This window comes from Achromobacter sp., assembly GCF_050285565.1.
Taxonomy (GTDB): domain Bacteria; phylum Pseudomonadota; class Gammaproteobacteria; order Burkholderiales; family Burkholderiaceae_B; genus Achromobacter.
Map to the genome: position 1 here is coordinate 51,518 of NZ_JBLZXG010000016.1, position 19,534 is coordinate 71,051.

The 19,534-nt window shown below is 66.8% G+C and carries 21 protein-coding genes; 10 read left to right on the plus strand and 11 right to left on the minus strand.

Features of this window, described 5'->3' with window-relative positions; all coding sequences use genetic code 11:
- Nucleotides 1–8: 8 nt before the first annotated feature.
- The 7 genes from ACN6O8_RS25685 to ACN6O8_RS25715 all read right to left on the minus strand — a co-directional run bounded on the left by ACN6O8_RS25685 (nucleotide 9) and on the right by ACN6O8_RS25715 (nucleotide 5,800).
- Nucleotides 9–449 carry a CBS domain-containing protein gene (locus ACN6O8_RS25685; protein WP_427993786.1) on the minus strand — a complete coding sequence of 147 codons (441 nt, stop codon included), beginning with the start codon at nucleotides 447–449 and terminating at the stop codon, nucleotides 9–11.
- On the minus strand, nucleotides 433–906 hold the full coding sequence (locus ACN6O8_RS25690) for a type II toxin-antitoxin system RelE/ParE family toxin (protein WP_427993787.1): 474 nt from the start codon (nucleotides 904–906) through the stop codon (nucleotides 433–435). Before ACN6O8_RS25690 ends, ACN6O8_RS25685 begins: the two co-directional genes overlap by 17 nt.
- A gap of 86 nt (nucleotides 907–992) precedes the next feature.
- Nucleotides 993–2,006 carry a proline racemase family protein gene (locus ACN6O8_RS25695; RefSeq protein WP_427993788.1) on the minus strand — a complete coding sequence of 338 codons (1,014 nt, stop codon included), beginning with the start codon at nucleotides 2,004–2,006 and terminating at the stop codon, nucleotides 993–995.
- A gap of 39 nt (nucleotides 2,007–2,045) precedes the next feature.
- Nucleotides 2,046–2,837 (minus strand): ABC transporter permease, encoded by a 792-nt coding sequence (locus tag ACN6O8_RS25700; RefSeq protein WP_427993789.1) that lies wholly within the window; start codon nucleotides 2,835–2,837, stop codon nucleotides 2,046–2,048.
- Entirely contained in the window at nucleotides 2,834–3,682 is an 849-nt protein-coding gene (locus tag ACN6O8_RS25705) for an ABC transporter permease (protein ID WP_427993790.1), read from the minus strand. The genes ACN6O8_RS25700 and ACN6O8_RS25705 overlap by 4 nt, the downstream gene beginning before the upstream one ends.
- Nucleotides 3,679–4,728 (minus strand): ABC transporter ATP-binding protein, encoded by a 1,050-nt coding sequence (locus ACN6O8_RS25710; protein ID WP_427993791.1) that lies wholly within the window; start codon nucleotides 4,726–4,728, stop codon nucleotides 3,679–3,681. The genes ACN6O8_RS25705 and ACN6O8_RS25710 overlap by 4 nt, the downstream gene beginning before the upstream one ends.
- Before the next feature lie 16 nt (nucleotides 4,729–4,744).
- Complete coding sequence (locus ACN6O8_RS25715) at nucleotides 4,745–5,800, minus strand: ABC transporter substrate-binding protein (RefSeq protein ID WP_427993792.1); 1,056 nt, start codon at nucleotides 5,798–5,800, stop codon at nucleotides 4,745–4,747.
- A gap of 124 nt (nucleotides 5,801–5,924) precedes the next feature.
- Between ACN6O8_RS25715 and ACN6O8_RS25720 the strand changes: the two genes are divergently transcribed.
- The 4 genes from ACN6O8_RS25720 to ACN6O8_RS25735 all read left to right on the plus strand — a co-directional run bounded on the left by ACN6O8_RS25720 (nucleotide 5,925) and on the right by ACN6O8_RS25735 (nucleotide 9,797).
- Entirely contained in the window at nucleotides 5,925–7,007 is a 1,083-nt protein-coding gene (locus ACN6O8_RS25720; RefSeq protein WP_427993793.1) for a GlxA family transcriptional regulator, read from the plus strand.
- Between the two features lie 371 nt (nucleotides 7,008–7,378).
- Complete coding sequence (locus ACN6O8_RS25725) at nucleotides 7,379–8,848, plus strand: methyl-accepting chemotaxis protein (protein ID WP_427993794.1); 1,470 nt, start codon at nucleotides 7,379–7,381, stop codon at nucleotides 8,846–8,848.
- Nucleotides 8,849–8,951: 103 nt separating this feature from the next.
- A complete protein-coding gene (locus ACN6O8_RS25730; protein WP_427993795.1) occupies nucleotides 8,952–9,176 on the plus strand; it encodes a DUF1653 domain-containing protein in 225 nt (74 codons plus the stop codon).
- A gap of 3 nt (nucleotides 9,177–9,179) precedes the next feature.
- Nucleotides 9,180–9,797: a 3'-5' exonuclease gene (locus ACN6O8_RS25735; RefSeq protein ID WP_427993796.1), complete on the plus strand. Its 618-nt coding sequence runs from the start codon at nucleotides 9,180–9,182 to the stop codon at nucleotides 9,795–9,797.
- 32 nt (nucleotides 9,798–9,829) lie between these two features.
- On the opposite strand, the gene ACN6O8_RS25740 is transcribed toward ACN6O8_RS25735, so the two are convergent.
- Entirely contained in the window at nucleotides 9,830–10,120 is a 291-nt protein-coding gene (locus ACN6O8_RS25740) for an antibiotic biosynthesis monooxygenase family protein (protein ID WP_049075303.1), read from the minus strand.
- Nucleotides 10,121–10,172: 52 nt separating this feature from the next.
- Here ACN6O8_RS25740 and ACN6O8_RS25745 point away from each other — a divergent pair, with 52 nt between their 5' ends.
- The 3 genes from ACN6O8_RS25745 (at nucleotide 10,173) to ACN6O8_RS25755 (ending at nucleotide 12,232) form a co-directional block, all read left to right on the plus strand.
- The gene (locus ACN6O8_RS25745; protein ID WP_427993797.1) at nucleotides 10,173–10,607 is read left to right on the plus strand and encodes a hypothetical protein; all 435 of its coding nucleotides are present in this window, start codon (nucleotides 10,173–10,175) and stop codon (nucleotides 10,605–10,607) included.
- 417 nt (nucleotides 10,608–11,024) lie between these two features.
- Nucleotides 11,025–11,495 carry a hypothetical protein gene (locus tag ACN6O8_RS25750; RefSeq protein WP_427993798.1) on the plus strand — a complete coding sequence of 157 codons (471 nt, stop codon included), beginning with the start codon at nucleotides 11,025–11,027 and terminating at the stop codon, nucleotides 11,493–11,495.
- A gap of 47 nt (nucleotides 11,496–11,542) precedes the next feature.
- Nucleotides 11,543–12,232 carry a hypothetical protein gene (locus ACN6O8_RS25755; protein WP_427993799.1) on the plus strand — a complete coding sequence of 230 codons (690 nt, stop codon included), beginning with the start codon at nucleotides 11,543–11,545 and terminating at the stop codon, nucleotides 12,230–12,232.
- A 32-nt stretch (nucleotides 12,233–12,264) separates the two neighbouring features.
- Here the strand turns inward: ACN6O8_RS25755 and ACN6O8_RS25760 are convergent, their stop codons facing one another.
- Entirely contained in the window at nucleotides 12,265–14,685 is a 2,421-nt protein-coding gene (locus ACN6O8_RS25760) for a DUF3772 domain-containing protein (protein WP_427993800.1), read from the minus strand.
- Nucleotides 14,686–14,801: 116 nt separating this feature from the next.
- The gene (locus tag ACN6O8_RS25765) at nucleotides 14,802–15,689 is read right to left on the minus strand and encodes a LysR family transcriptional regulator (RefSeq protein WP_427993801.1); all 888 of its coding nucleotides are present in this window, start codon (nucleotides 15,687–15,689) and stop codon (nucleotides 14,802–14,804) included.
- Between ACN6O8_RS25765 and ACN6O8_RS25770 the strand changes: the two genes are divergently transcribed.
- Together ACN6O8_RS25770 and ACN6O8_RS25775 are read left to right on the plus strand one after the other, a co-directional pair.
- Nucleotides 15,688–15,855, plus strand: a complete 168-nt coding sequence (locus tag ACN6O8_RS25770) for a hypothetical protein (protein ID WP_427993802.1) — start codon at nucleotides 15,688–15,690, stop codon at nucleotides 15,853–15,855. The two genes, ACN6O8_RS25765 and ACN6O8_RS25770, sit on opposite strands and share 2 nt — an antisense overlap.
- Before the next feature lie 75 nt (nucleotides 15,856–15,930).
- A complete protein-coding gene (locus tag ACN6O8_RS25775) occupies nucleotides 15,931–17,448 on the plus strand; it encodes an acetyl-CoA hydrolase/transferase family protein (protein ID WP_427993803.1) in 1,518 nt (505 codons plus the stop codon).
- Between the two features lie 43 nt (nucleotides 17,449–17,491).
- Here ACN6O8_RS25775 and ACN6O8_RS25780 read toward each other — a convergent pair whose 3' ends face one another.
- Nucleotides 17,492–18,439, minus strand: a complete 948-nt coding sequence (locus tag ACN6O8_RS25780) for a LysR substrate-binding domain-containing protein (protein WP_427993804.1) — start codon at nucleotides 18,437–18,439, stop codon at nucleotides 17,492–17,494.
- Nucleotides 18,440–18,625: 186 nt separating this feature from the next.
- Here ACN6O8_RS25780 and ACN6O8_RS25785 point away from each other — a divergent pair, with 186 nt between their 5' ends.
- The gene (locus tag ACN6O8_RS25785) at nucleotides 18,626–18,988 is read left to right on the plus strand and encodes a hypothetical protein (protein WP_427993805.1); all 363 of its coding nucleotides are present in this window, start codon (nucleotides 18,626–18,628) and stop codon (nucleotides 18,986–18,988) included.
- Nucleotides 18,989–19,534 lie beyond the last annotated feature (546 nt).

Below are 19,534 nucleotides of genomic sequence, written 5' to 3' on the forward strand. Positions count from 1 at the left end.
GCGCCGGCTTAGCCGCGTTCGCCGGTGATGTAGCGTTCGAGTTCGGTGATGATGAACTTCTGTTCGCTCATGACGTCCTTGACCAGGTCGCCGATGGACACCAGGCCGACCAGCTTCTGGTCCTGGATGACCGGCAGGTGGCGGAAATGGCGCTCGGTCATCAGCGCCATACAGTGTTCCCGGGTGTCTTCCGGACGCACGTAGAAGACCGAATCCGTCATGATCTCGCGGACCTTGGTGGTGCGCGAGGAGCGATCCTGCAGCACGATCTTGCGGGCGTAATCGCGCTCGGTGAGCATGCCCAGCACCTCGTCGCCTTCCGCCACCACCACGGCGCCGATGCTGCGTTCGGCCATGGTCTTGATGGCGTCGTACACGGACGAGTCCGGCGTGACGGTCACGACGGGCGGGTTGGCCTTTTCCCTGAGAATCTCAGCAACTTTCTTCACGATGTGCTCCCGAATCGCTGGCAAGGTTCAAGCGCCGGCTCGAGCCCGCGCCGGACGCCTGGCGCCGGCGCACGGTCTGGCCGTGACTCCATCCTAAGCCCGGCGACGGGATTGCCGCAAGTTTCCGGTGGGTTCTCAGGCGGTATGGCCTGGCAGGTTCGTGGAGCAGGTGGCTATGGTCGCGGCCGCCATAGAACACGCCCGGAATGGTCACGGACCGGCCATCGTTCACGGAGTAGGCGATGGTGCATCGCTTCTGATGATGCAGGAAGCGGAGATTGGGGGTGGCGGCATGGCGCCGTGCCCCCCGTTTTGGAAAATGGGTCAGGTCCAGGCAGGCCTGGATCACGCCGTCGACATAGCCGTGCGCTGTTGCGGAGGTCCCCGCCGCGCCGAAATACCGTTGCATGTTGACGATGTCGCGGAGCGCGTCCGGCGTGAATACGACGCAGAACATACGACGCAGAACAGGTCAGTGGCCTGAGGGGCGTCTGGCGCGTTCCGCGGCGAGCGCGGCCTGCCCACGCCGGCCGCCGCGCCTGCTCAGCGGATCAGGAACCCCGCGCCCACCGGATCGTTCTTGTCGATCACCCAGCGCGCCGTGCCCAGGATGCTGGCCGTGCCCTTGACCGTCGGCCGCACCGCGCGGGTGCCGTTCAGGTCGACCTCGCCCAGCAGGCAGCCTTCGAAGGTGCCGCTGCCCAGCAGGCCTTCGGACTTGATCGGCTGGTTCAGGCCCATCTTGCCGCGCGCCTCGAACATGGCCATCATCGCGCTGGTGCCGGTGCCGCCGGGCGAGCGGTCAAGTTGGCCGGCGCTGAACACGTGCACGTTCTTGTAGAACGCGCCCTCGATGGTCGGCTGGTGCCAGAACGTGATGAAGTTCAGGTTGTTGATGTGCGATTCGGTCGGGTGCTGGATGCGGTGGCGGGCATTGAGCTGGTCGCGCACGAGCAGGCCCATGCGCGACAGTTCGGTGCCGTTGTCGGGCGAGATGCGCAGATCGCAGTTCGACAGGTCGACGATGCCGAAGTAGTTGCCGCCCCAGACGATGTCGGCCGACAGCTTGCCGTAGCCCGGCAGTTCCACCGGAATGTCCTGCGCCGCGACGTAAGCCGGCACGTTCTCGAAGCGGGTCCACAGCACGCTGTCGCCTTCCGAGGCCACTTCCGACACCACCAGTCCGGCGGTGGTCTCGAAGCGGATGCGGGTGATGCCGTCCGGGCCGCGCGGCACCAGGCCATTGGCCACCATGGCCATGCTGACAGCGATGGTGCCGTGGCCGCACATATGCGAATACTCGGTGCCGTCGATGTAGATCAGGCCGGCGTCGTACTCGCGGCTGGACGGCGGTGTGAGGAACACGCCGAACATATCCTTGTGGCCGCGCGGCTCGCGCATCAGCGCCTTGCGCAGCCAGTCGTAGTGCTGCTCCAGGAACGCGCGCTTTTCCAGGATGGTGGATCCGGCGGGGTACGGAATGCCACTATGCACGATGCACAGGGGCTCGCCTTCCGTATGGGTATAGATGACATCGAACGCGTCTTGCTTGCGCATGACAGAGACTCCAGGCGGTAGATAGGGGAAAGAGGAAAGTTATTTGCCGCGTTCGGACAGCATGTCCAGCCCGACGGTCAAATCCAGGATCACGATGGCGACCACCGCAGCCACGATCGTGGCGCCCGATACGGCTGCGATGGTCGGATCGATCGTGTATTGCACGTAGTTGAAAAGCTTCACGGGGATCGTGTTCAGGTCCGCCGTGGTGTTGAAAATCGACAGCTCCACGTTGATCCACGACGAGATGAAGGCGAAGATCGAGCCGGTCACGATGCCCGGGCGGATCTGCGGCAGCACCACCAGGAAGAACGTGGTCCAGGGGTTGGCGCCCAGGTCGGCCGAGGCTTGCTCCAGCGCGCGCTGTTCCGGCGTCAGCAGCGTCAGGGTCGAGCGCAACACGAACGGCGCGATGATCACGACGTGGCCGATCAAGAGCGACAGGAAGCTGCGGGTCAGGCCGAAGTACGCGCCGAACTGCAGCAGCGCCGCGCCCAGCACGATGTGCGGCAGCACCAGCGGCGACATCAGCACCGAGGTCAACGCGGCCTTGCCCGGGAACTCGTAGCGCGCCAGCGCCAGCGCCGCCGGCACCGTCAGCAGCACCGCCGCCACCGTCGCGGCCAGCGCCAGCACCGTGCTGGTGGTGAACGCGGCCACGTAGCCGGCTTCGACCAGCAGCGTGCGGTACCACTCCAGCGTCCAGCCCTGCGGCGGGAACGCCAGGTACGGCGTGGCGGTGAACGATGCGCCCAGGATCACCACGAGCGGCAGCGCCAGGTAGGCCAGCACGGCCAGCGCGGTCAGGCGGATCAGGTGGCGGGCGATCATCGCGCGGCTCCCGGCAAGGTGGCGGCGCGGTTGGCCAGCGCCACCAGGATCAGGGTGAAGACCAGCAGCACCATGCTCAGCGCGCCGCCGTAATGGAAATCGAACACCGTGCTGTACTGCTGGAAGATCAGCATCGACAACACCGTGACGCGGCCGCCCGACAGCAGCGCCGGCGTCACGTAGGCGCTGACCGCCAGCGTGAAGACGATGATGGCGCCCGAGACCACGCCGGGCAGCGTCAGCGGCCAGGTCACGTGCCAGAAGGTCGCCGCCGGGCTCGCGCCCAGGTCGGCCGAGGCCTGCTCGCAGGCCGGATCGACCCGCGCCAGCGCATTGCCCACCGCCAGCACCACGAACGGCAGCAGCACGTAGACCATGCCGATCAGGATGCCCAGCTCGGTGCCGATGAAGCGCATCGGCCTGTCCACCGCGCCGCTGGCCATCAAGCCCTGGTTCACCAGCCCGTTGCGGCCCAGCAGCACCATCCAGCCGAAGGCGCGCACGATGTTGCTGGTGAACAGCGGCACCACCAGCAGGATCACGCAGGCGCGCCGCCAGGCCCGCCAGCGCACCACGCGCACCAGGTACCAGGCCAGCGGATAGCCGAGCAGCAGGCAGGCGAGGGTGGTGAACAGCGCCAGCCGGAACGTCACCAGGATCACGTCCCAGTGGTATTGGTCGGCCAGCACCTTCATGTACTGCGCGGCCGTCGGCGTCATGCCGTCGGGCCCGCCGGTGGCGCTGGCCAGCGCCACCACCGCCAGCGGCGCCAGGAAAAAAGCCGCGAAGAACAGCACCGGGGCCGCCAGCAGCAGGCCGGGAGAGAGCCAGGCGCGCCGCGTCATGGCTGGCCGCCGATCAGGTGCAGATGGTCGGGCGCGAACGCCAGCGCCACCTCGCCACCGGCCCGCAGGCCGCTCGGCGCGAGGCCGCCGTGGCGCGCCACCAGCGTCTGGCCGCCGATGTCGACGTGGATCATGCTGTGGCTGCCGACGTTGATCACGTCGCTTACGGTGCCGGTCAGCATGGCGTCGGCGCGCTCGCACAGCCTCAGGTCTTCCGGCCGCAATACCGCCAGGCCGCGCGCCGCTGGCGGGCGCCGGGCCGGCGTCACGCGCAGAGCGTGCGCGTCCAGCAGCAACGCGCCGTCAGCCATGGCGCTGTAGCCGATGAAGTTGGCGTCACCGATGAACTCGGCCACAAAGCGCGTGGCGGGATGACGATAGATATCGGTGCCCGCGCCCACCTGCTCGATGCGGCCGGCGTGCATGACCACCACGCGGTCGGCCATGGTCATCGCTTCTTCCTGGTCATGGGTGACGAAGATGAAGGCGATGCCAAGCCGCGCCTGCAGGTGCTTGAGTTCAAGCTGCATGCGCTTGCGCAGCTTCAGGTCCAGCGCCGACAGCGGCTCGTCCAGCAACAGCAGCTTGGGCTGGTTGACGATGGCGCGCGCCAGCGCCACGCGCTGCTGTTGGCCGCCGGACATCTCGCGCGGATAGCGCGGGCCGAAGTCGGCCAGGCCGACCATGTCCAGCGCACCCCGGGCGCGATCCGCAGCTTGCGCCTTCGAGGCGCCCTGGCGCCGCGGGCCATAGGCGACGTTCTCCAGCACCGTCATGTGCGGGAACAGCGCGTAGTTCTGGAACACGGTATTGAGCGGGCGGTGATGCGCCGGCAGGCGGCTGACGTCCTGGCCGTCGATCAGGATGCGGCCAACCTCCGGCTTGAGAAAGCCGGCGATCGACTTGAGCAGCGTGGTTTTGCCGCAGCCGCTGGGGCCCAGCAGCGCCACGAACTCCCCCTGCTGGATGGCCAGGTCGATGCGATCCAGCGCCTGATAGGCGCCAAAGCGCATCGACACGCCTTCGATGGTGAGCAAAGCGGACATGGGAAACGGACCTTGCTCAGCGCTTGCGGGCAACCTGCCGGTTCCACGCGTCGGTGACCTCGGCGCGGCGGGCGTTGATGATGTTCCAGTCGAACAGGCTCAGGTTCTTGACCGAGCCTTCCGCGCCCCAGGGCAGCTTGCGCGCCACCTCCTGCGATACCTGCACGTCCTTGACCGCCGGGCCCAGGTACAGCTTGGTCGCCAGGCAGGCGGCCGCGTCCGGCGTCAACGCCGTGTCGATGAACTTCTGCGCCGCCGCCTTGTTGGGCGCGCCCTTGACCAGGTGCAAGCGCGCATCGGTGGCCCACACGCCTTCCTTGGGTACCGAGAATCCGATCGGCAAGCCCTTGTCGATCAGATCCCAGGCGCCGACGTTGAAATGCGCGCCGATCACCGCCTCGCCGCTCTGGAAGGCGTTGGTGGCCGCGCCCGAGCTGTCGAAGAACAGCGCGGTGTCCAGCGAGGCCAGCTTGGAATACAAGGGCGCCAGGTTGGACGGGTCAATCGCCCACACCCGCGCCAGGAAGAAGATGAACGGTACGCCCGACGAGTTGGCGGGCGAGGGCACCGCCACCGCGCCGGCGTATTCGGGCTTCCACAAATCCTTCCAACTGGTCGGCGGCTGCGTCACTTCCTTGGTGCTGTAGGTGATGCCGAGCGAGTAATAGCCGGTGCTGACCGCGAAGGCGGCGTTGCCGTCGCGGTACACGCCCTGCTCGATGACGTTTTTCAGGTTGGGGATGGCGCCGGCGTCCAGCGCGTCCAGCACGCCGGCCTGTTGCGCCAGTTCGCTGATGCCGCCGTCCATCCAGGCCACGTCGATGGTCGGCGCGGCCTTCTGCTGTTGCAGCTTGGCCAACGTGGTGGTGGAGGTGCCGACTTCCGGCACCACGGCCACGCCGGTGGCCTTGGTGTAGGGCTCGGCCACGCAGGCGCGGAACGCGTCGCCCCAGTTGCCGCCATACCAGGCGACGGTGATTTTCTGCTGCTGTGCCAGCGCCGCTTGCGAAGCCAGGAGCAGCCCCGCGCCGAGCGCCGCCGCGCCCAGCGCGCTGCGGGTGTTTGTTGCCATGTCGGATTCCCCTTGTAGATTTGTCGATCCGCGACTCATTGACTCAAGTACCACAGCCGCATCTTGGGCGATGCTCGGGAAAACGAGCTTGAAGGCGCGGGACATAAACTTGAATAATTGCGTCATGACCGCAGCCGCGCCGCCTTCGTCCACGCCGCTCTCCTATGAAGAGGGCGGCGAGCACCAGCCTCAGGGAAAACCCGCCCTGACCATCGGCATCGTGCTGCTCGATCAGTTCACGCTGGCGGCGTTCGCGGGTTTTGTCGACGTGTTGCGGCTGGCCGGCGACCATGGCGGCCGCAGCCGCCAGATCCACACCGCCTGGCGGGTGATGAGCTGGGACGGCAAGCCGCGTTGCTCCAGCGCCGGCCTGACGATCGAAGTGGCGGCTGGCCTGCCGGCCGATCCGGCGCAGTTCGACTACATCGCCATTTGCGGCGGCAATGACTATTCCAGTGGCCGCATGCCCGAGCCGCTGCGCGATTGGCTGCGGCTGGCGGCGGCGCTGCGGGTGCGGCTGCTGGGCATCTGCACCGGCACCTTCGCCCTGGCGCAGGCCGATGTGATCGGGCCGCGCACCGTCTGCGTGCACTGGAACGTGCTGGAGGCTTTCCGCGAACGCTTTCCGCAGACGCGGGCGGTGGTCGACCGCCTGTTCGTCGACGAGGGCGACCTGATCTCCTGCGCCGGCTCCACCGCCGCCATTGACCTGGGGCTGTACCTGGTGGCGCGCCATTGCGGCCGCGACAAGGCGCAGCAGGCCATGCGCCACATGATGCTGCAGGGCGCGCGGCCGGGCCGCGTGCCACAGGCGCATTTCCGCACCGATCTTTCCGGCATCCAGGACCTGCGTGTGCGCCAGGCGGCGCATTTCATCGAGCAGCGTATCGACAACCCGCCGCCGCTGGATGCCATCGCGCGCTATGTCGGCGTGGGCCGGCGCCAGCTGGAACGGGCCTTCCGCCTGGCCACCGGCATGTCGCCGATGGCGTTTCAACGGCAATTGCGGCTGGAATATGGCAGTTGGCTGCTGCTTAATAATAGCTGCAGCATCACGCAAATCGCGCTCGATTGCGGCTTTGCCGACGGCGCGCATTTTTCACGCGATTTCCGTGCGCATTTCGGCCAATCGCCGCGCCAGTATCAACAAAGCCACGGCCGGCTGGCCGCGCGGGACGAAGGCGAAATCAGCGTCTTTCCCGCATAACCATTGCGTCCCCGAAGAGCGCGGCATCACATACGGCCTTTGGTATTGGGACGGCCTCCCGGGCCCGTTAATCCCGCCGCATGGCGTGCCCGCCACGGGCGGATTTTTTTTCAGTAAATCAGCGCTGAATATATTGAGAACGGCTCATTTTTAGGATTAAATATTTTCGACTGGATACACTCTTCCGTCTTTTGTAATCTCCCGCCTGCCGCCGCCACGCTGGCGACGGACACGCAGGCAAGCCGTTGCATGCGGCGCGGCATGCAACGGCCCCGTTTCCCCGGACGCGCCAGCAGTCTGCTTCAGATAAGCCAACTGGTTTCTTCACTGGTTTCAGCAAACTCGTCGCACTTCCTGCGGGAGACGTCAACATGCAATGGCTTACCCTCAAACGCCTGCTGCGCGCCGAGCGTGGCAAGCAAAAAGCGGATCTATACGGACAGATCGCGGCCATCCACAAGGCACAGGCGGTGATCGAATTCGATCTACAGGGCCACGTGCTGATGGCCAACCGGAATTTCCTCGACATCATGGGTTATGAACTGGACGAAGTCCTGGGGCAGCATCACCGCATGTTCGTCGTGCCCGAGGAGCGGGAGTCGGCCGGATACCTGGCCTTCTGGGAGAAATTGGGCCGCGGCGCGCACGACACGGGACGTTATCGCCGCATGCGCCGGGACGGCGGCGACGTCTGGCTGCAGGCGAGCTACAACCCGATTTTCGACAAACACGGCCGCGCGTTCAAAGTGGTCAAGTACGCCACCGACATTACCGGCCAGCAGCAGCGCCAGGCCGATACCGAGGGCCAGTTGGAAGCCATTTCCAAAGTGCAGGCGATTATCGAATTCGAGCTCGATGGCACCATCATCCGCGCCAACGACCTGTTCCTGAACGCGGTGGGCTACCGCGAAGACGAAATCCGTGGGCGCCACCACAGCATGTTCGTGTTGCCCGACGAGGCGCGCGGCGCGGCCTATGCGGACTTCTGGCGCAAACTGCGCAGCGGCCAGCACGACACCGGCCAGTATCTGCGCATCGGCAAGAACGGCCGCCATCTGTGGATCGACGCCAGCTACAACCCGATTTTCGATGCCGAGGGCAGACCGTTCAAAGTGGTGAAATTCGCCACCGACATCACCAAGCGCTTTACCGCGGCGCAGACGCTGCGGGTAGCGGTGCAGGGCTTGACCGAGAACGCGGAACGCGCGCGCCAGGCCAATACCCTGGCGCGCGACGCCTGTCGCGTCGCCGAAGAAGGCGGCAAGACCGTGGCCGGGGTGGTTCGCACCATGGGCGCGATTACCGACAGTTCCAAGCGTATTTCCGAAATCATCGGCGTGATGGACGGCATCGCGTTTCAGACCAATATCCTGGCCTTGAATGCCGCCGTCGAGGCCGCGCGCGCGGGCGCGCACGGCAAGGGCTTTGCGGTGGTGGCCGCGGAAGTGCGCAGCCTGGCGCAGAACAGCGCGGCCGCGGCCAAGGAAATCAAAAGCCTGATCACCACCTCGGTCGAACAGATCGAGAGCGGCGCCGGCCAAGTGCAGTCCGCCGGCGCCACCATGGAAGACATCGTCGCCTCGTCGCGCCGCGTCACCGAGATCATGGGGGAAGTGGTGGAGGTGTCGCTGAGCCAATCCGCCACGCTGGGCGAGGTCACCGAGGACATCACCCAGATGACGGCCGAAGCGGCCGCCGCCTTGCAGGCGGCCCATGAATCCCACGGCAGGGCCACGGTGCTGCGGCCGGCGGTCAAGCCGGTGGCGCCGGCGCTGCGTGCGCGCACGGCCGCCAACACGCCGATGCCGCCCAAGCCGGTGCTGGAGTATGTGCGCTACTGAAGGCGCGGGCCGCCCGAGTGCGCTATAAATACGGTCTTGTTCGAACCCGTCGGCCCAGGCAGGAACCTTCCGGCCTGGGCCGTGTTTTTTGCGGCACTCCCTCATGACCGAATCCGAAGCCCTGGCGCTTGCCACCCACCGTCATTACAAGGGCGGCCTGTACCGCTATATCGATACGGCCCGCCATTCCGAGACGGAAGCATCCATGGTGGTCTATGAGCACCTGTGGCCGCACGTGCGCGGCTTGTGGGTGCGTCCCGCCGACCTGTTCTTCGGCCAACTGGCCGACGGCTCGCCACGCTTCGCGCCGCTGCGGCCGGCGCAATAGGCCATGGCCTTCTATTACCGCTCGACCCGTTCCGCCGCCGTCGCGCCGCGCGCCAGGGGCGCGGCCAAGCCGTCCGCCGCCGTGTCGGCGGCCTTGGAGGCCTTGCGCGGCCCGTTCGTCGTGGCCGACCTGGAAACCACAGGGCTGTCGACCGCTTCTTGCGAAATCCTGGAGTTCGCCGCGGTACGGGTCGCGCCGGGCGGCGTGGCGCAGCAGGAATACGCCCAGGTGGTGCGCACGCGCGCGGCGGTGCCCCCCTTCATCACTCGCCTGACCGGCATCTCCCAGGCGGAAGTCGATCGCCAGGGCGTGCCGGTGGCGCAGGCGTTCTCGGCCTTCCTGGATTTCGTCGAAGACCTGCCGGTGTTCTTTCACAATGCTTCGTTCGATCGCCGTTTTCTCGGCGCGGCCGCGCTCCAGACCGGTCTGCCGTTCGCCAACGCCACGCATTGCACGCTGGCGCTGGCGCGGCGGGCCTGGCCGGAATTGCCCTCGCACAAGCTGGATGTGCTGGCACGCCACGTGGGCGCCTGCGAACCGACCCACCGGGCCCTGGCGGACGTGCGCACCACGGTTGCCGTGGCGCTGGCGGCCGGCGCGCGGCTGCGGGTGCCGGGCTGAGGCCGCCTCGGCGCGCCGAGGCGGCGCGGGCCTCAGATCACTTTCTGTTCGTGGTGCACCTGGGGCGGTTCGACGAAGAAGCCCGCCACCAGCTTGCGCCATTCCTGAAAATCGGCAGACTCCCGGAAATCCACCATATGGTTTTCGACGGTTTCCCAATCCACCACCAGCGTGTAGCGCTGCGGCTGCTCGATGCTGCGGTACAGTTCCATGCCGTGGCAGCCGCGGGCGCGCAGGAACAGCGGCCGGGCCTGGGCCACGCCGGCCTCGAACAGGGCTTCCTGTCCTTCGCGCACGTGGATGCTGGCAATCTCCTGGATCATGATGGTGTCTCCGGATAAAAGGGCCGGGCAGGGGCCGGCGGGGCGAAGTAGTATGGCGCAAAATCCCGCTCCGATGAACCGCTCTGCGCTGACCCTGCCGCGTCTTCTCGCCGCCCGCCTGCTGTGGTACACGGGCGTGGCCGTCCTTGCCGTCACGGCCCTGGCATCGCAGACGCCTTTCAGCGTTGCGGCGGTGCTGTGGGCCATCGCGGTCTACATTCCCTTATCGATGCTCGCCCTGCCGCTGCAGGCGTGGCTGGTGCTGCGGCGCGCGGACCGCCAGCCGCCGACGGCGCCAGCGCCGTCTTGGCCGTGCTGGTTGGCGGCCGCGACCGGTATCGCGTTGCTCGCGCTCTACCATCTGCGGCCCTGGCTCGTGCTCGCCGAGTGCGGCGTGCTGGCGTTGCTGATCGCGGTGGACCAGGCGCTGGCGCGGCGCGAAGCGACCCGCCTGCTGGCGCACGCGGCGATGCGCCGCCCAGGTTGATCGCCGGGGCCGCGCGCTCATCCTGACAGTAAGCCTAAAGGTCATCCGCGTCAGGCCCGCCGCCATGCGCGCTAGGGAAATCGCGCGAGGCCATGCCGCGCCGCCCCATCCTATGAGCTGAGATGCATCGCAGCATTGAGGCCGCGTGGGCGGCGCGGATCGGCCATACGCATGGCGCGCGCGGCGTTGCTCGCGGATTCCGCGCCTTCTTTTACATCTTCCTGCTCAGTCTCTTGGAACCGGTCGCCCGTTTAACCGATACCGACGTCCTTAGTACGGCGCAATCATTCCGTACCAATACGAAAGTCCCAAGCGCCACGTTGCCTTATGGGCGTACTGCGTCAGGGGGGTAAAGGTCCGCGCCGGTCGGCCACCGGCACCTGTCCATCCGCGTGCAGCGGATCAGGAGGAGCTCAAATGAAAAAGCTCGCAGCAGTCGCAGCGTTATCCCTCGTCGCGGTCTCGGCCGCTTACGCGAGCGGACCGGGCCAGCCCAGCATTTCCGCGTCTGGCCATGTCGGCACCATCACGGGCACGGTATCGTCGGTCTCCACGGGCACTTCCGTGGTCTCGACCCAGATCAACGGCTATGGCTCATCGAGCCAGACGTCGTTCGGTGAAACCGGAGGCGTAGCCACCGCCGGCGGATCCTTCAGCCCGGATGGCACCACCGCGGTCACCAGCACGCGGCAATACGCCACCAGCGAGACCTACGGCCACATCCAAGGCAATGCGCCGATCATGGTCGGCGACAGCATCGCCAACGGCGGCGCCACCTTCGGCAGCACCACCACCAACGCGACGGCGACGGGGACGTTCAGCGCCGCGGCGATCGGGGCGACCGCGTCGATCCACGGTGTCGGTCCCGTGGGCGGTTTCGGTCACTGAGCAGCACGCAATCCGGACGGCTTCGGCCGTCCGGTCGAGAGGACATCATGAAAACCCTTGCGCTTGCCTTATCCCTGTCGCTGGTGGCCTTCTCCGCCGGGGCCCAGACCAGCACTTCTTCCTCGACCACTTCGGCGTCATCGGGCTCGACCAACGCCGGCAACAACCAGGGCATCACGTTCAATTCCAACAGCAACGGTTCGAGCACCTTGCGCACGGCCCCGCCGATTGGCGCGCAGAGCTTTTATGGCTCGTTCTCGTCCGACAGTTGCATGGTGTCGGCCGGAGGTGGCGGCTCGGTCGTCGGGTTCGGCATGAACGTGGCCTTCCCGGTCGAGGATCAGAAGTGCAGCCTGCGCCGCAATTTCGAACGCACCATGCAGGCGGCCGCCTCGACCAAGGATCCGGATCGTTCACGCCGGCTCGAGACGGCGGCGGTCGATATCCTGTGCCAGACCGATGACCGCACCAAGGCCGCGCTGACCGCTCAGGGGCTGTGCACCAATCCCTCGCTGACGACGGCGGACCACCGCTTCGAGAATCCCGCTCCCAATGTCGCCCAGGCCGCGCCCGCGCCGGTCCAGGCACAGTATGCGCCGGCGCCGCCCGTGGCCCCCGGGCCTGTCGCGCAGACCTATCCGGTCAGGTCGGTGCAGAACACCATGGCGAACTCCCCGCCGTTGCGCAATCCGCGCATGGATCGGCAGGGGCTGTTGGACTTCTACTCGCCGGGTTGACGATGGTGCGCGACACTCGTGGTTTCCGGCAGTCAGGGCGTGGCGGCGGGCGCGGCCGCGGCGCCCGGCCCCGCGGCGGCTTCGGGGCGTGGCGGGGCGGCGCTCTGCGGCGCCGATGCCAGCAGCATCGTGGGCGGCGACGATACTTCCAGTCCGGCCTCGCGCAGCCGATGCAGCAGGGTGAACAGCAGGGCGCTGCGCACGCCATAGGCCGAGCGCGGCGACGAGACATACCCCTTGGCGTTGAACACCAGGTTGCCGCCCTCGATGCCATCGAGGAACACGTTCGGCGCCGGCGTATCCAGCACGTCCTCATGATCGGCGAAGGCCTGCAGGATCAGTTCGCGCGCCCGCTGCGCGTCGGTTGACAGCGGCAACGGCAGCTTGATCTGCACCAGCCCCAGCGGATTGGAGCGCGTGACGTTGCGCACCGTCTTGGTCACGAACTCGGAGTTCGGCACGATCACGGTCGAGCGATCCCCCATCTGGATCTCCGTGGCCCGCACGTTGATGCGCAGGATGTCGCCCTCGACGCCGCCCAGCGAAACCCAGTCGCCCACCTTGACCGGCCGCTCGGCCAGCAGGATCAGGCCCGAGACGAAGTTCTGCACCACCGCCTGCAGGCCGAAACCGATACCCACCGACAGCGCGCTGGCGATCCACGCTACCCGTTCCAGGCCGATGCCAGCGGCCGATAGCGACAGCGCCACCGCCAGCACGAAGCCGGCATAGCCGAACAGCGTCGCGGCCGACAGTTGCATGCCGGGATCCAGCTCGGTGGTGGGCAGGTAGCGGTTCGACAACCAGCGCTTGAGCACCTTCACGCTCAACAGCGACAGACCCAGAACCAGCAGGGCCTGCAGCAGCGCGCCGGGTCGGATCTGCGCCTCGCCGATGGCCAGGCCCTTGCGCAGTTGGTCGAAGCGTTGCAGCAAGTCCATCGGCCCCTCGCCGAAAGGCGCGAGCAGCAGGATCAAGGCCAGCAGCCCCACCGCCACGCGCCCCACCCCGGACAGCAGCACGGCGGCCTGGTCGCGCAGGCTGGGGCCTTCGCTGTCGTCCCGGTGCGAGGTGCCCAGCAGGGTGCTGAAGCCGTCCTCGATCAGCACGGCCAGCAGATAGGCCGACGCCAGGATGATCACGACCCACAGCACCTGCTTGGTCAAGAAACTGCCGAACGCGACATAACCGGCCAGCAGGCTGGCCAGGCTGAGCACCAGCACCGTGCCGGTCGCGGTCAGCAGCAGAGAGATCCAGAAGGGCGGGGGCGCGGCGTCTTCCCGCAGCGCGCGGCGCCGCAGCCGGCGGCCGATCGACAGCGCCACCGCCATCGTCACCATCACGAACACCGCCACGATGCCAGTCAGGGTGATGGTGGTGGTGAGGCTGGCGTTCAACAGCACGGGCAGCCGCTCGGCCAGCCAGATCATCACCACCAGTACGCCCAGCACGCCTGGCAGCCAGCGCAGGCGGTGCGCCACCTTGTCGGAGATCGGCGGCAGGCGCCATGACGGCCGGTTGGCCGACAGCAGCGCGTAACCCAGGCCCGCTACATAACCGCCAAAACAGACCGTCACGACCAGGTTGCCCAGCAAGGCGCTGGTGCTTTCCGACAACTGTGAGTTCCAATCCAGGCCGGCATGGATCAACAGGGCGATGACGCCCGGCGTGGCGACGGCCAGCGTCAGTTGCGCCACCGCCAGGAACGAGCGGCGCAGGCGCCCGGGCGGTACGCGCGTGGCCGTAAGCCGCAGCAGCACCCGGCCGATCCAGACACGCAGCGCCACCGCCAGCGCCGCCGCCGCGAGTAGCAGCAGCCAGCCCCATTTCGGCGTCTGGCCAACCGCGGTGGCGAGGTCGTCGCGCAGCGCCATCAGGCGTTCCAGGTCGCCGGGGAACTCTTCGCGGAATTCGGCCCAGAACTGGCCGGACAGGAACGAGTCGCGCCGTTCCCCCAGTCGTGCCTGGAATTGCGTGCGGCGCAACCCCGAGATCTGTTCCGCGGTCTGCGCGGCATCGACCGACAGCAGTCGCGCCAGCTTGATCTGCGCGTCCAGCGCGCGGCTGTTCTTTTCCAGTTGCATGCGCTGGGCCGCGACGTCGGGCGCTTCCTTGGCCCCCTCGGGCGGGGCACCCAGCTCGCTCAGCCGCGCCGTGACGCTGGTCAGTTGCGGCGCGAGCGCGTCGGCGGTGGCGTCGGCCTTGGCCTGGATGTCGAGCACGTCGCCGCGTTGCTTGAGCAGAGCGGCATCGTCGGTCTCGTCCGGTACGCGCTTGCGGATCTCGTCGAGTTGTTTGCGGGCGCCGGCCAGCATGGTGTCGATTTCGGCGGGCGCGGCGGCAAACGCGGGGCCCAGGCACAATGCCAGCAGCAGGGCGGCGATCAGCGCGGCGAACACAGGGCGCACGCGCGGCACGGCGCGCAAGAGAAGATGTTGCGGGTTCGGGATCATGGTTTCCGGGGCGATAGGCTCGCATCGAGGCGGCAGCATACCAAGCCGTTGGCCGGCCCGTTGCAACAAAAACCCCACTATGTCCCCTTTAATTTCGGAGCAGGGATAGCCACCCGTCACGGGCCGCCCAGCACCTCATCGCACACCTGTAGCCAGGCGCGGGCGGCGTACGACAGGTAACCGGATTGCTGCCAGATGTGGCCGACTTCCCATTGCAGGCCGGATTTGGCCAGCCGGGCGGTACTCAGGCCGCGGGTCTTCATCCGCCGCATCAGCGGTTCGGGCAGCAGTGCCGCGCCCAGGCCGGCCGAGGCCATCGCCACCAGGAAATCCCAGTGCGCGCTCTGCGCCGCGATACCCGGTTGCAAGCCGGCGTCGGCAAAGGCCTGGCGCAGTCGCCGCGTCAGGGCGAAATCATCGGTGGGAATGAGTAGCCGCGTATCGCGCAGGGCGCTTAGCGGCAACGAGGTCTTGCCCGCCCAGGCGGCATCCGGCGGCCCGATCACCCAGATGGGATAGCTGCCGAACGCCTGCGCGGCCAGGCCGCCGTCGGGCGCGATCGGCAGGACGGTCGCGCCCACCTCCAGTTCGCCGCTGGCGACCTGATCCTCCACCGCGCGGCCGGTCCCCTCGCGCAAGGTCAGGTGGATCGCGGGATGCCGCTCGCGAAAGCGCTTGACCACCGGTGTGAACAGCAGGTTGATCATGGGCGGAATGCCAACTTCGAGCGAGCCGCGTTGCAGTTCGGCGGTCTGGCGCATTTCCTCGCCCAGCTGGCGCATGGTCTCCAGGACCTGCAGGCCGCGCTGGTACATCACGCGGCCGGTGTCGGTGGGGCGCGCCGTGTGGCCATCGCGCACCAGCAGCGGCGTGCCGGCTTCCTCTTCCAGTTGGCGGATCATCTTGCTGACCGTGGACTGGGTCACGAACAGGGCCTTGGCCGCCTGGGTGAAGCTGGCATGCCGAACCGTTTCGACGAAGTACCGCAAGGCGCGCACATCCATGATTCATCTCCTGCGCAACGCGCGGAATCTTCAATCAATGAAAAAAACGACTGATTTGGATGATTTTAAGTCATTACGAGATTTTGCCGCCGCTTCCTATACTGCGGAAAATTCGTCCCGAAGCCGGCCCGCCGGGCGCTTCGGGCATCAGGAAACGCCGCGCTAGACGGCGCCCGGATGCGGGCGGCAAGGCCGCCGCGTCCGGCCGCGAGCCGCTGGCTTTTGAGAATCTGGAGACACCATGCATACCGACCGTATCCGCCACCCCGGGCTACGCGCCAAGATCACGACCGCCGACCAGGCGGCCCTGCTGGTGCAGGACGGCATGACCGTCGGCATGAGCGGCTTCACCCGCGCCGGCGACTGCAAATCGGTACCCGCGGCGCTGGCCGCTCGCGCCGAGCGCGAGCCGCTTTCCATCACGCTCATCACCGGCGCCTCGCTCGGGCACGACACCGACAAAATGCTGGCGCAGGCCAATGCCCTGGCGCGCCGCATGCCGTTCCAGGTCGACACCACCCTGCGCCGCAAGATCAATCAAGGCGAGATCGCCTTCATCGACCAGCACCTGTCGGAAACCGCCGAGCAACTGCGCGCCGGCCACATTGGCCCCGTCGACGTGGCCATCATCGAGGCCGCCGCCATCACCGAGAGCGGCGCCATCGTGCCCACCATGTCGGTGGGCAACTCGGCCTCCTTCGCGCAGCAGGCGCAATGCGTCATCATCGAACTGAACCTGGGCGTGCCCGCCGCCATTGAAGGACTGCACGACATCTACGTGCCCACCGACAGGCCGCGGCGCGAGCCCATGGCGCTGATGTCGGCCGACCAGCGTATCGGCCAGCCGTTCATCGAGGTCGACCCGGCCAAGATCGCCGCCATCGTCATCACGCACGAGCCGGACAGCCCGTCCAATGCCTTGCCCCCGGACGCCGAGACCAACGCCATCGCGGGGCATATCAACACATTCCTGCGCGCGGAGGTCGATGCCGGCCGCCTGACCAATTCGTTGCTGCCGTTGCAGGCGGGCATCGGCACCATCGCCAACGCCGTGCTGCACGGCTTCGAGTCCTCGGACTTCGAGGCCTTGACCATGTATTCGGAGGTACTGCAGGACAGCGCCATCGAGTTGCTCGACCAGGGCAAGCTGGCATTCGCCTCGGCCTCCTCCATCACGGTCTCCAAGCCCGTGTACGAAAAGATCCTGGCCAATATCGAGCATTACCGCGAACGCATCGTGCTGCGTCCGCAAGAGATCAGCAACGCCCCTGAAATCGTGCGCCGCCTGGGCATCATCGCCATCAATACCGCGCTGGAGTTCGACATCTACGGCAACGTCAACTCGACCCACGTGGGCGGAACCCACATGATGAACGGCATCGGCGGTTCGGGCGATTTTGCGCGCAACGCCCACCTGGCGATCTTCGTGTCCAAGTCCATGGCCAAGAACGGCGATATCTCCAGCGTCGTGCCGATGGTCTCGCATGTCGACCATACCGAGCACGATGTCGATGTGCTGGTCACCGAGTGCGGCCTGGCCGACCTGCGCGGTCTGGCGCCGCGCGAGCGTGCCCGCGCCATCATCCAGCATTGCGTGCACCCGTCCTACCGCGAGGCGCTCCAGGACTACTTCGACCGCGCTTGCGAACGCGGCGGCCAGACCCCGCATCTCCTGGAAGAAGCCTTCTCGTGGCACCAGCGCTTCAATGAGACCGACACCATGCGCGCGACGCCGCCGGCCGCGCGCAAGGTGGCCTGAGCACATAAGGCCCCGTCACCGCCGCGGGGCCGGCGGCGCGATCTCAGTCCTGTTGGTCGTGGGCGAGCCGCGCCGTCTCTGGACGCGCGGCAGTCACCAGCCCCTGGCTCGATCGCTCCAGTTCATCGCGCAGCCATTGCTTCAGGGCGACCAGCGGCGCCCACTCCCGCAGGCTGGGCCGATAGACCAGGTGATAGGTCTGGGCCTGTTCGTAATGCACGGTCACCGGCGATACCTGCACCAGCCGGCCCGCGCGAATCGCATCCGCGGCCAGCAGTTCGCGTCCCAGCGTGATGCCCAAACCCTGCTCCGCCGCCTGCAACATCATCCCGGCATCGTTGAACGTCGCCACCGGCGTGATCGGCACGCTCAAGCCTGCCGCATTGAACCAGTGTTGCCACATATCGCGTTCCCCCAGCAGGGGTTGCCGCGCCAGGGTTTCCGGGCTGTGGTCGGACAGGGCCGCGGCGGTTTCGGGCGAGGCCAACGCGATCAGCGGCAGCGGCATGTCAAACAACGGTTCCGATTCCACGCCGGGCCACGGACCGCGGCCGAACCGCAGCGCGGCATGAAAGCCGTCCCGCAGCAGATCCACCACTTGCTGCGAGGTTTCGATTTCCAGCGAGAGCGCCGGATGGCGCTTGTGCCAGCGGGCCATGCGCGGCAACAGCCAGCGTTGCGCGAACGAGGGCAACACCGACACGCGTAGCCGCTGCGCGCTGCCACGGGCGGCGGCCGAAGCCGCCATGATGCCCTCGTCCAACAACGCCATGGCGCTCTGCACGCTGCACAGCAGCGCCGCGCCGGCCGGATTGAGCACGATTCCGCGGCCGCTGCGTTCGAACAACGGGAAGCCCAGTTGTTCTTCCAAGCCCTTGATCTGCTGGCTGACGGCACTATGGGTCAGATGCAGGCGCTCGGCCGCCGCGCGCAGGTTCTGCAACTCCGCGACGGCGCGGAAGGCGGGCAAAGTGTTCAGGGGCAAACGCATGGGAGCAAGAAATACCAGAACGTTCAAGGGGCGATTCGCCACCGTCTCGTGGGCTCGGCTTGGCACGCTAACGGATGGTGTCTAGATTGGTTAGATTAACTGACCGTGCTGGGTAAAACAATTCGATTTTCACGGGTGATTTGGGCGGATACGCTTACCAAAACATATCCACCCGAGGAGCCATCCATGTCTGCCCAACCCTGTATCCAGACTGTGCCCCCGCTCGCTGGCGCCGGCGCGTCTTCGGAACGGGCCCCCTGGCCTGTCATGCCACCGCTTAGCGAGCCGGCTCTTCCATCCGTTGAGCCCGTGGCGGTTTCGGCCGCGATGGCCGACGCTGACGTCCGGCACGCGCCCACCGGCGGTGTCGTGGTCCGTCTCTGGCAAGCCTATCGCCGGTGGCGTGCCGACCGGATCCTGCGCAACCTCGCCGATGAGATGGATGCCCATATGCTCAAGGACGTGGGGGCGCCGGATTGGTTGGTGAGCCAGGCTTTGGTCGAACAGTCGCTCAAGCGGATCAATCGCATCGACAGCCTGCGCTGGTAAGACGTAAATCCCAGCCGCTTCCCTGATAGGACGGCATGCATCGCCCCTGGCGCTCGGCATCTGAAGACGCTTGCCGAAGGCATGCTCCCGCAGTCTATATATAGAGGGGGTGTTGCCTCTATATATATAAGCACGCACATAGGCGTCCCTTCCCACTCGTTCCTCCAGGCCTGGAGCCAACGGCGCGGGGACGCCCCGCGGCTTGCCTCGGGACACGGCGGAAAGCCGCTGGGGCGCGAGTCGGGGCGAAGTCTTGCGAAAGGGAAGGCTTGCGCCCGCGTGGGGCTACGAGCCCTGGCGCACGTAAACATCATCTTTCTGCAAAAAGCTTGTCATGCTGGCGTGACAAGCCAAAATTCTGTGCTATAGTCTCGCTCCTTCGCAGTTCAAGCAGTTCTGTTGGGCGGCGAGGCCAGGCAAGTGCAACGGATCCGACCGCTACGGCAGTCGGATTTGTCGCAGGGCAGCAAGGCGGTGAGTCAGCGATGATTCTCTCGAACCGGCAGTCGGCGAATTTTGCGTAAGTCGGTGCAAATCAGGCAGAAG

Excerpts from the sequence above, each read along its gene's own strand:
- ACN6O8_RS25720 (WP_427993793.1), top strand. The coding sequence starts at position 5,925 with ATGACCGCAGCCGCGCCGCCTTCGTCCACGCCGCTCTCCTATGAAGAG.
- ACN6O8_RS25715 (WP_427993792.1), bottom strand. The coding sequence starts at position 5,800 with ATGGCAACAAACACCCGCAGCGCGCTGGGCGCGGCGGCGCTCGGCGCG.
- ACN6O8_RS25745 (WP_427993797.1), top strand. The coding sequence starts at position 10,173 with ATGGCGCAAAATCCCGCTCCGATGAACCGCTCTGCGCTGACCCTGCCG.
- ACN6O8_RS25690 (WP_427993787.1), bottom strand. The coding sequence starts at position 906 with ATGTTCTGCGTCGTATTCACGCCGGACGCGCTCCGCGACATCGTCAAC.
- ACN6O8_RS25695 (WP_427993788.1), bottom strand. The coding sequence starts at position 2,006 with ATGCGCAAGCAAGACGCGTTCGATGTCATCTATACCCATACGGAAGGC.
- ACN6O8_RS25755 (WP_427993799.1), top strand. The coding sequence starts at position 11,543 with ATGAAAACCCTTGCGCTTGCCTTATCCCTGTCGCTGGTGGCCTTCTCC.
- ACN6O8_RS25730 (WP_427993795.1), top strand. The coding sequence starts at position 8,952 with ATGACCGAATCCGAAGCCCTGGCGCTTGCCACCCACCGTCATTACAAG.
- ACN6O8_RS25785 (WP_427993805.1), top strand. The coding sequence starts at position 18,626 with ATGTCTGCCCAACCCTGTATCCAGACTGTGCCCCCGCTCGCTGGCGCC.
- ACN6O8_RS25750 (WP_427993798.1), top strand. The coding sequence starts at position 11,025 with ATGAAAAAGCTCGCAGCAGTCGCAGCGTTATCCCTCGTCGCGGTCTCG.
- ACN6O8_RS25725 (WP_427993794.1), top strand. The coding sequence starts at position 7,379 with ATGCAATGGCTTACCCTCAAACGCCTGCTGCGCGCCGAGCGTGGCAAG.
- ACN6O8_RS25780 (WP_427993804.1), bottom strand. The coding sequence starts at position 18,439 with ATGCGTTTGCCCCTGAACACTTTGCCCGCCTTCCGCGCCGTCGCGGAG.
- ACN6O8_RS25700 (WP_427993789.1), bottom strand. The coding sequence starts at position 2,837 with ATGATCGCCCGCCACCTGATCCGCCTGACCGCGCTGGCCGTGCTGGCC.
- ACN6O8_RS25735 (WP_427993796.1), top strand. The coding sequence starts at position 9,180 with ATGGCCTTCTATTACCGCTCGACCCGTTCCGCCGCCGTCGCGCCGCGC.
- ACN6O8_RS25710 (WP_427993791.1), bottom strand. The coding sequence starts at position 4,728 with ATGTCCGCTTTGCTCACCATCGAAGGCGTGTCGATGCGCTTTGGCGCC.
- ACN6O8_RS25770 (WP_427993802.1), top strand. The coding sequence starts at position 15,688 with ATGATTCATCTCCTGCGCAACGCGCGGAATCTTCAATCAATGAAAAAA.
- ACN6O8_RS25765 (WP_427993801.1), bottom strand. The coding sequence starts at position 15,689 with ATGGATGTGCGCGCCTTGCGGTACTTCGTCGAAACGGTTCGGCATGCC.
- ACN6O8_RS25705 (WP_427993790.1), bottom strand. The coding sequence starts at position 3,682 with ATGACGCGGCGCGCCTGGCTCTCTCCCGGCCTGCTGCTGGCGGCCCCG.
- ACN6O8_RS25740 (WP_049075303.1), bottom strand. The coding sequence starts at position 10,120 with ATGATCCAGGAGATTGCCAGCATCCACGTGCGCGAAGGACAGGAAGCC.
- ACN6O8_RS25760 (WP_427993800.1), bottom strand. The coding sequence starts at position 14,685 with ATGATCCCGAACCCGCAACATCTTCTCTTGCGCGCCGTGCCGCGCGTG.
- ACN6O8_RS25775 (WP_427993803.1), top strand. The coding sequence starts at position 15,931 with ATGCATACCGACCGTATCCGCCACCCCGGGCTACGCGCCAAGATCACG.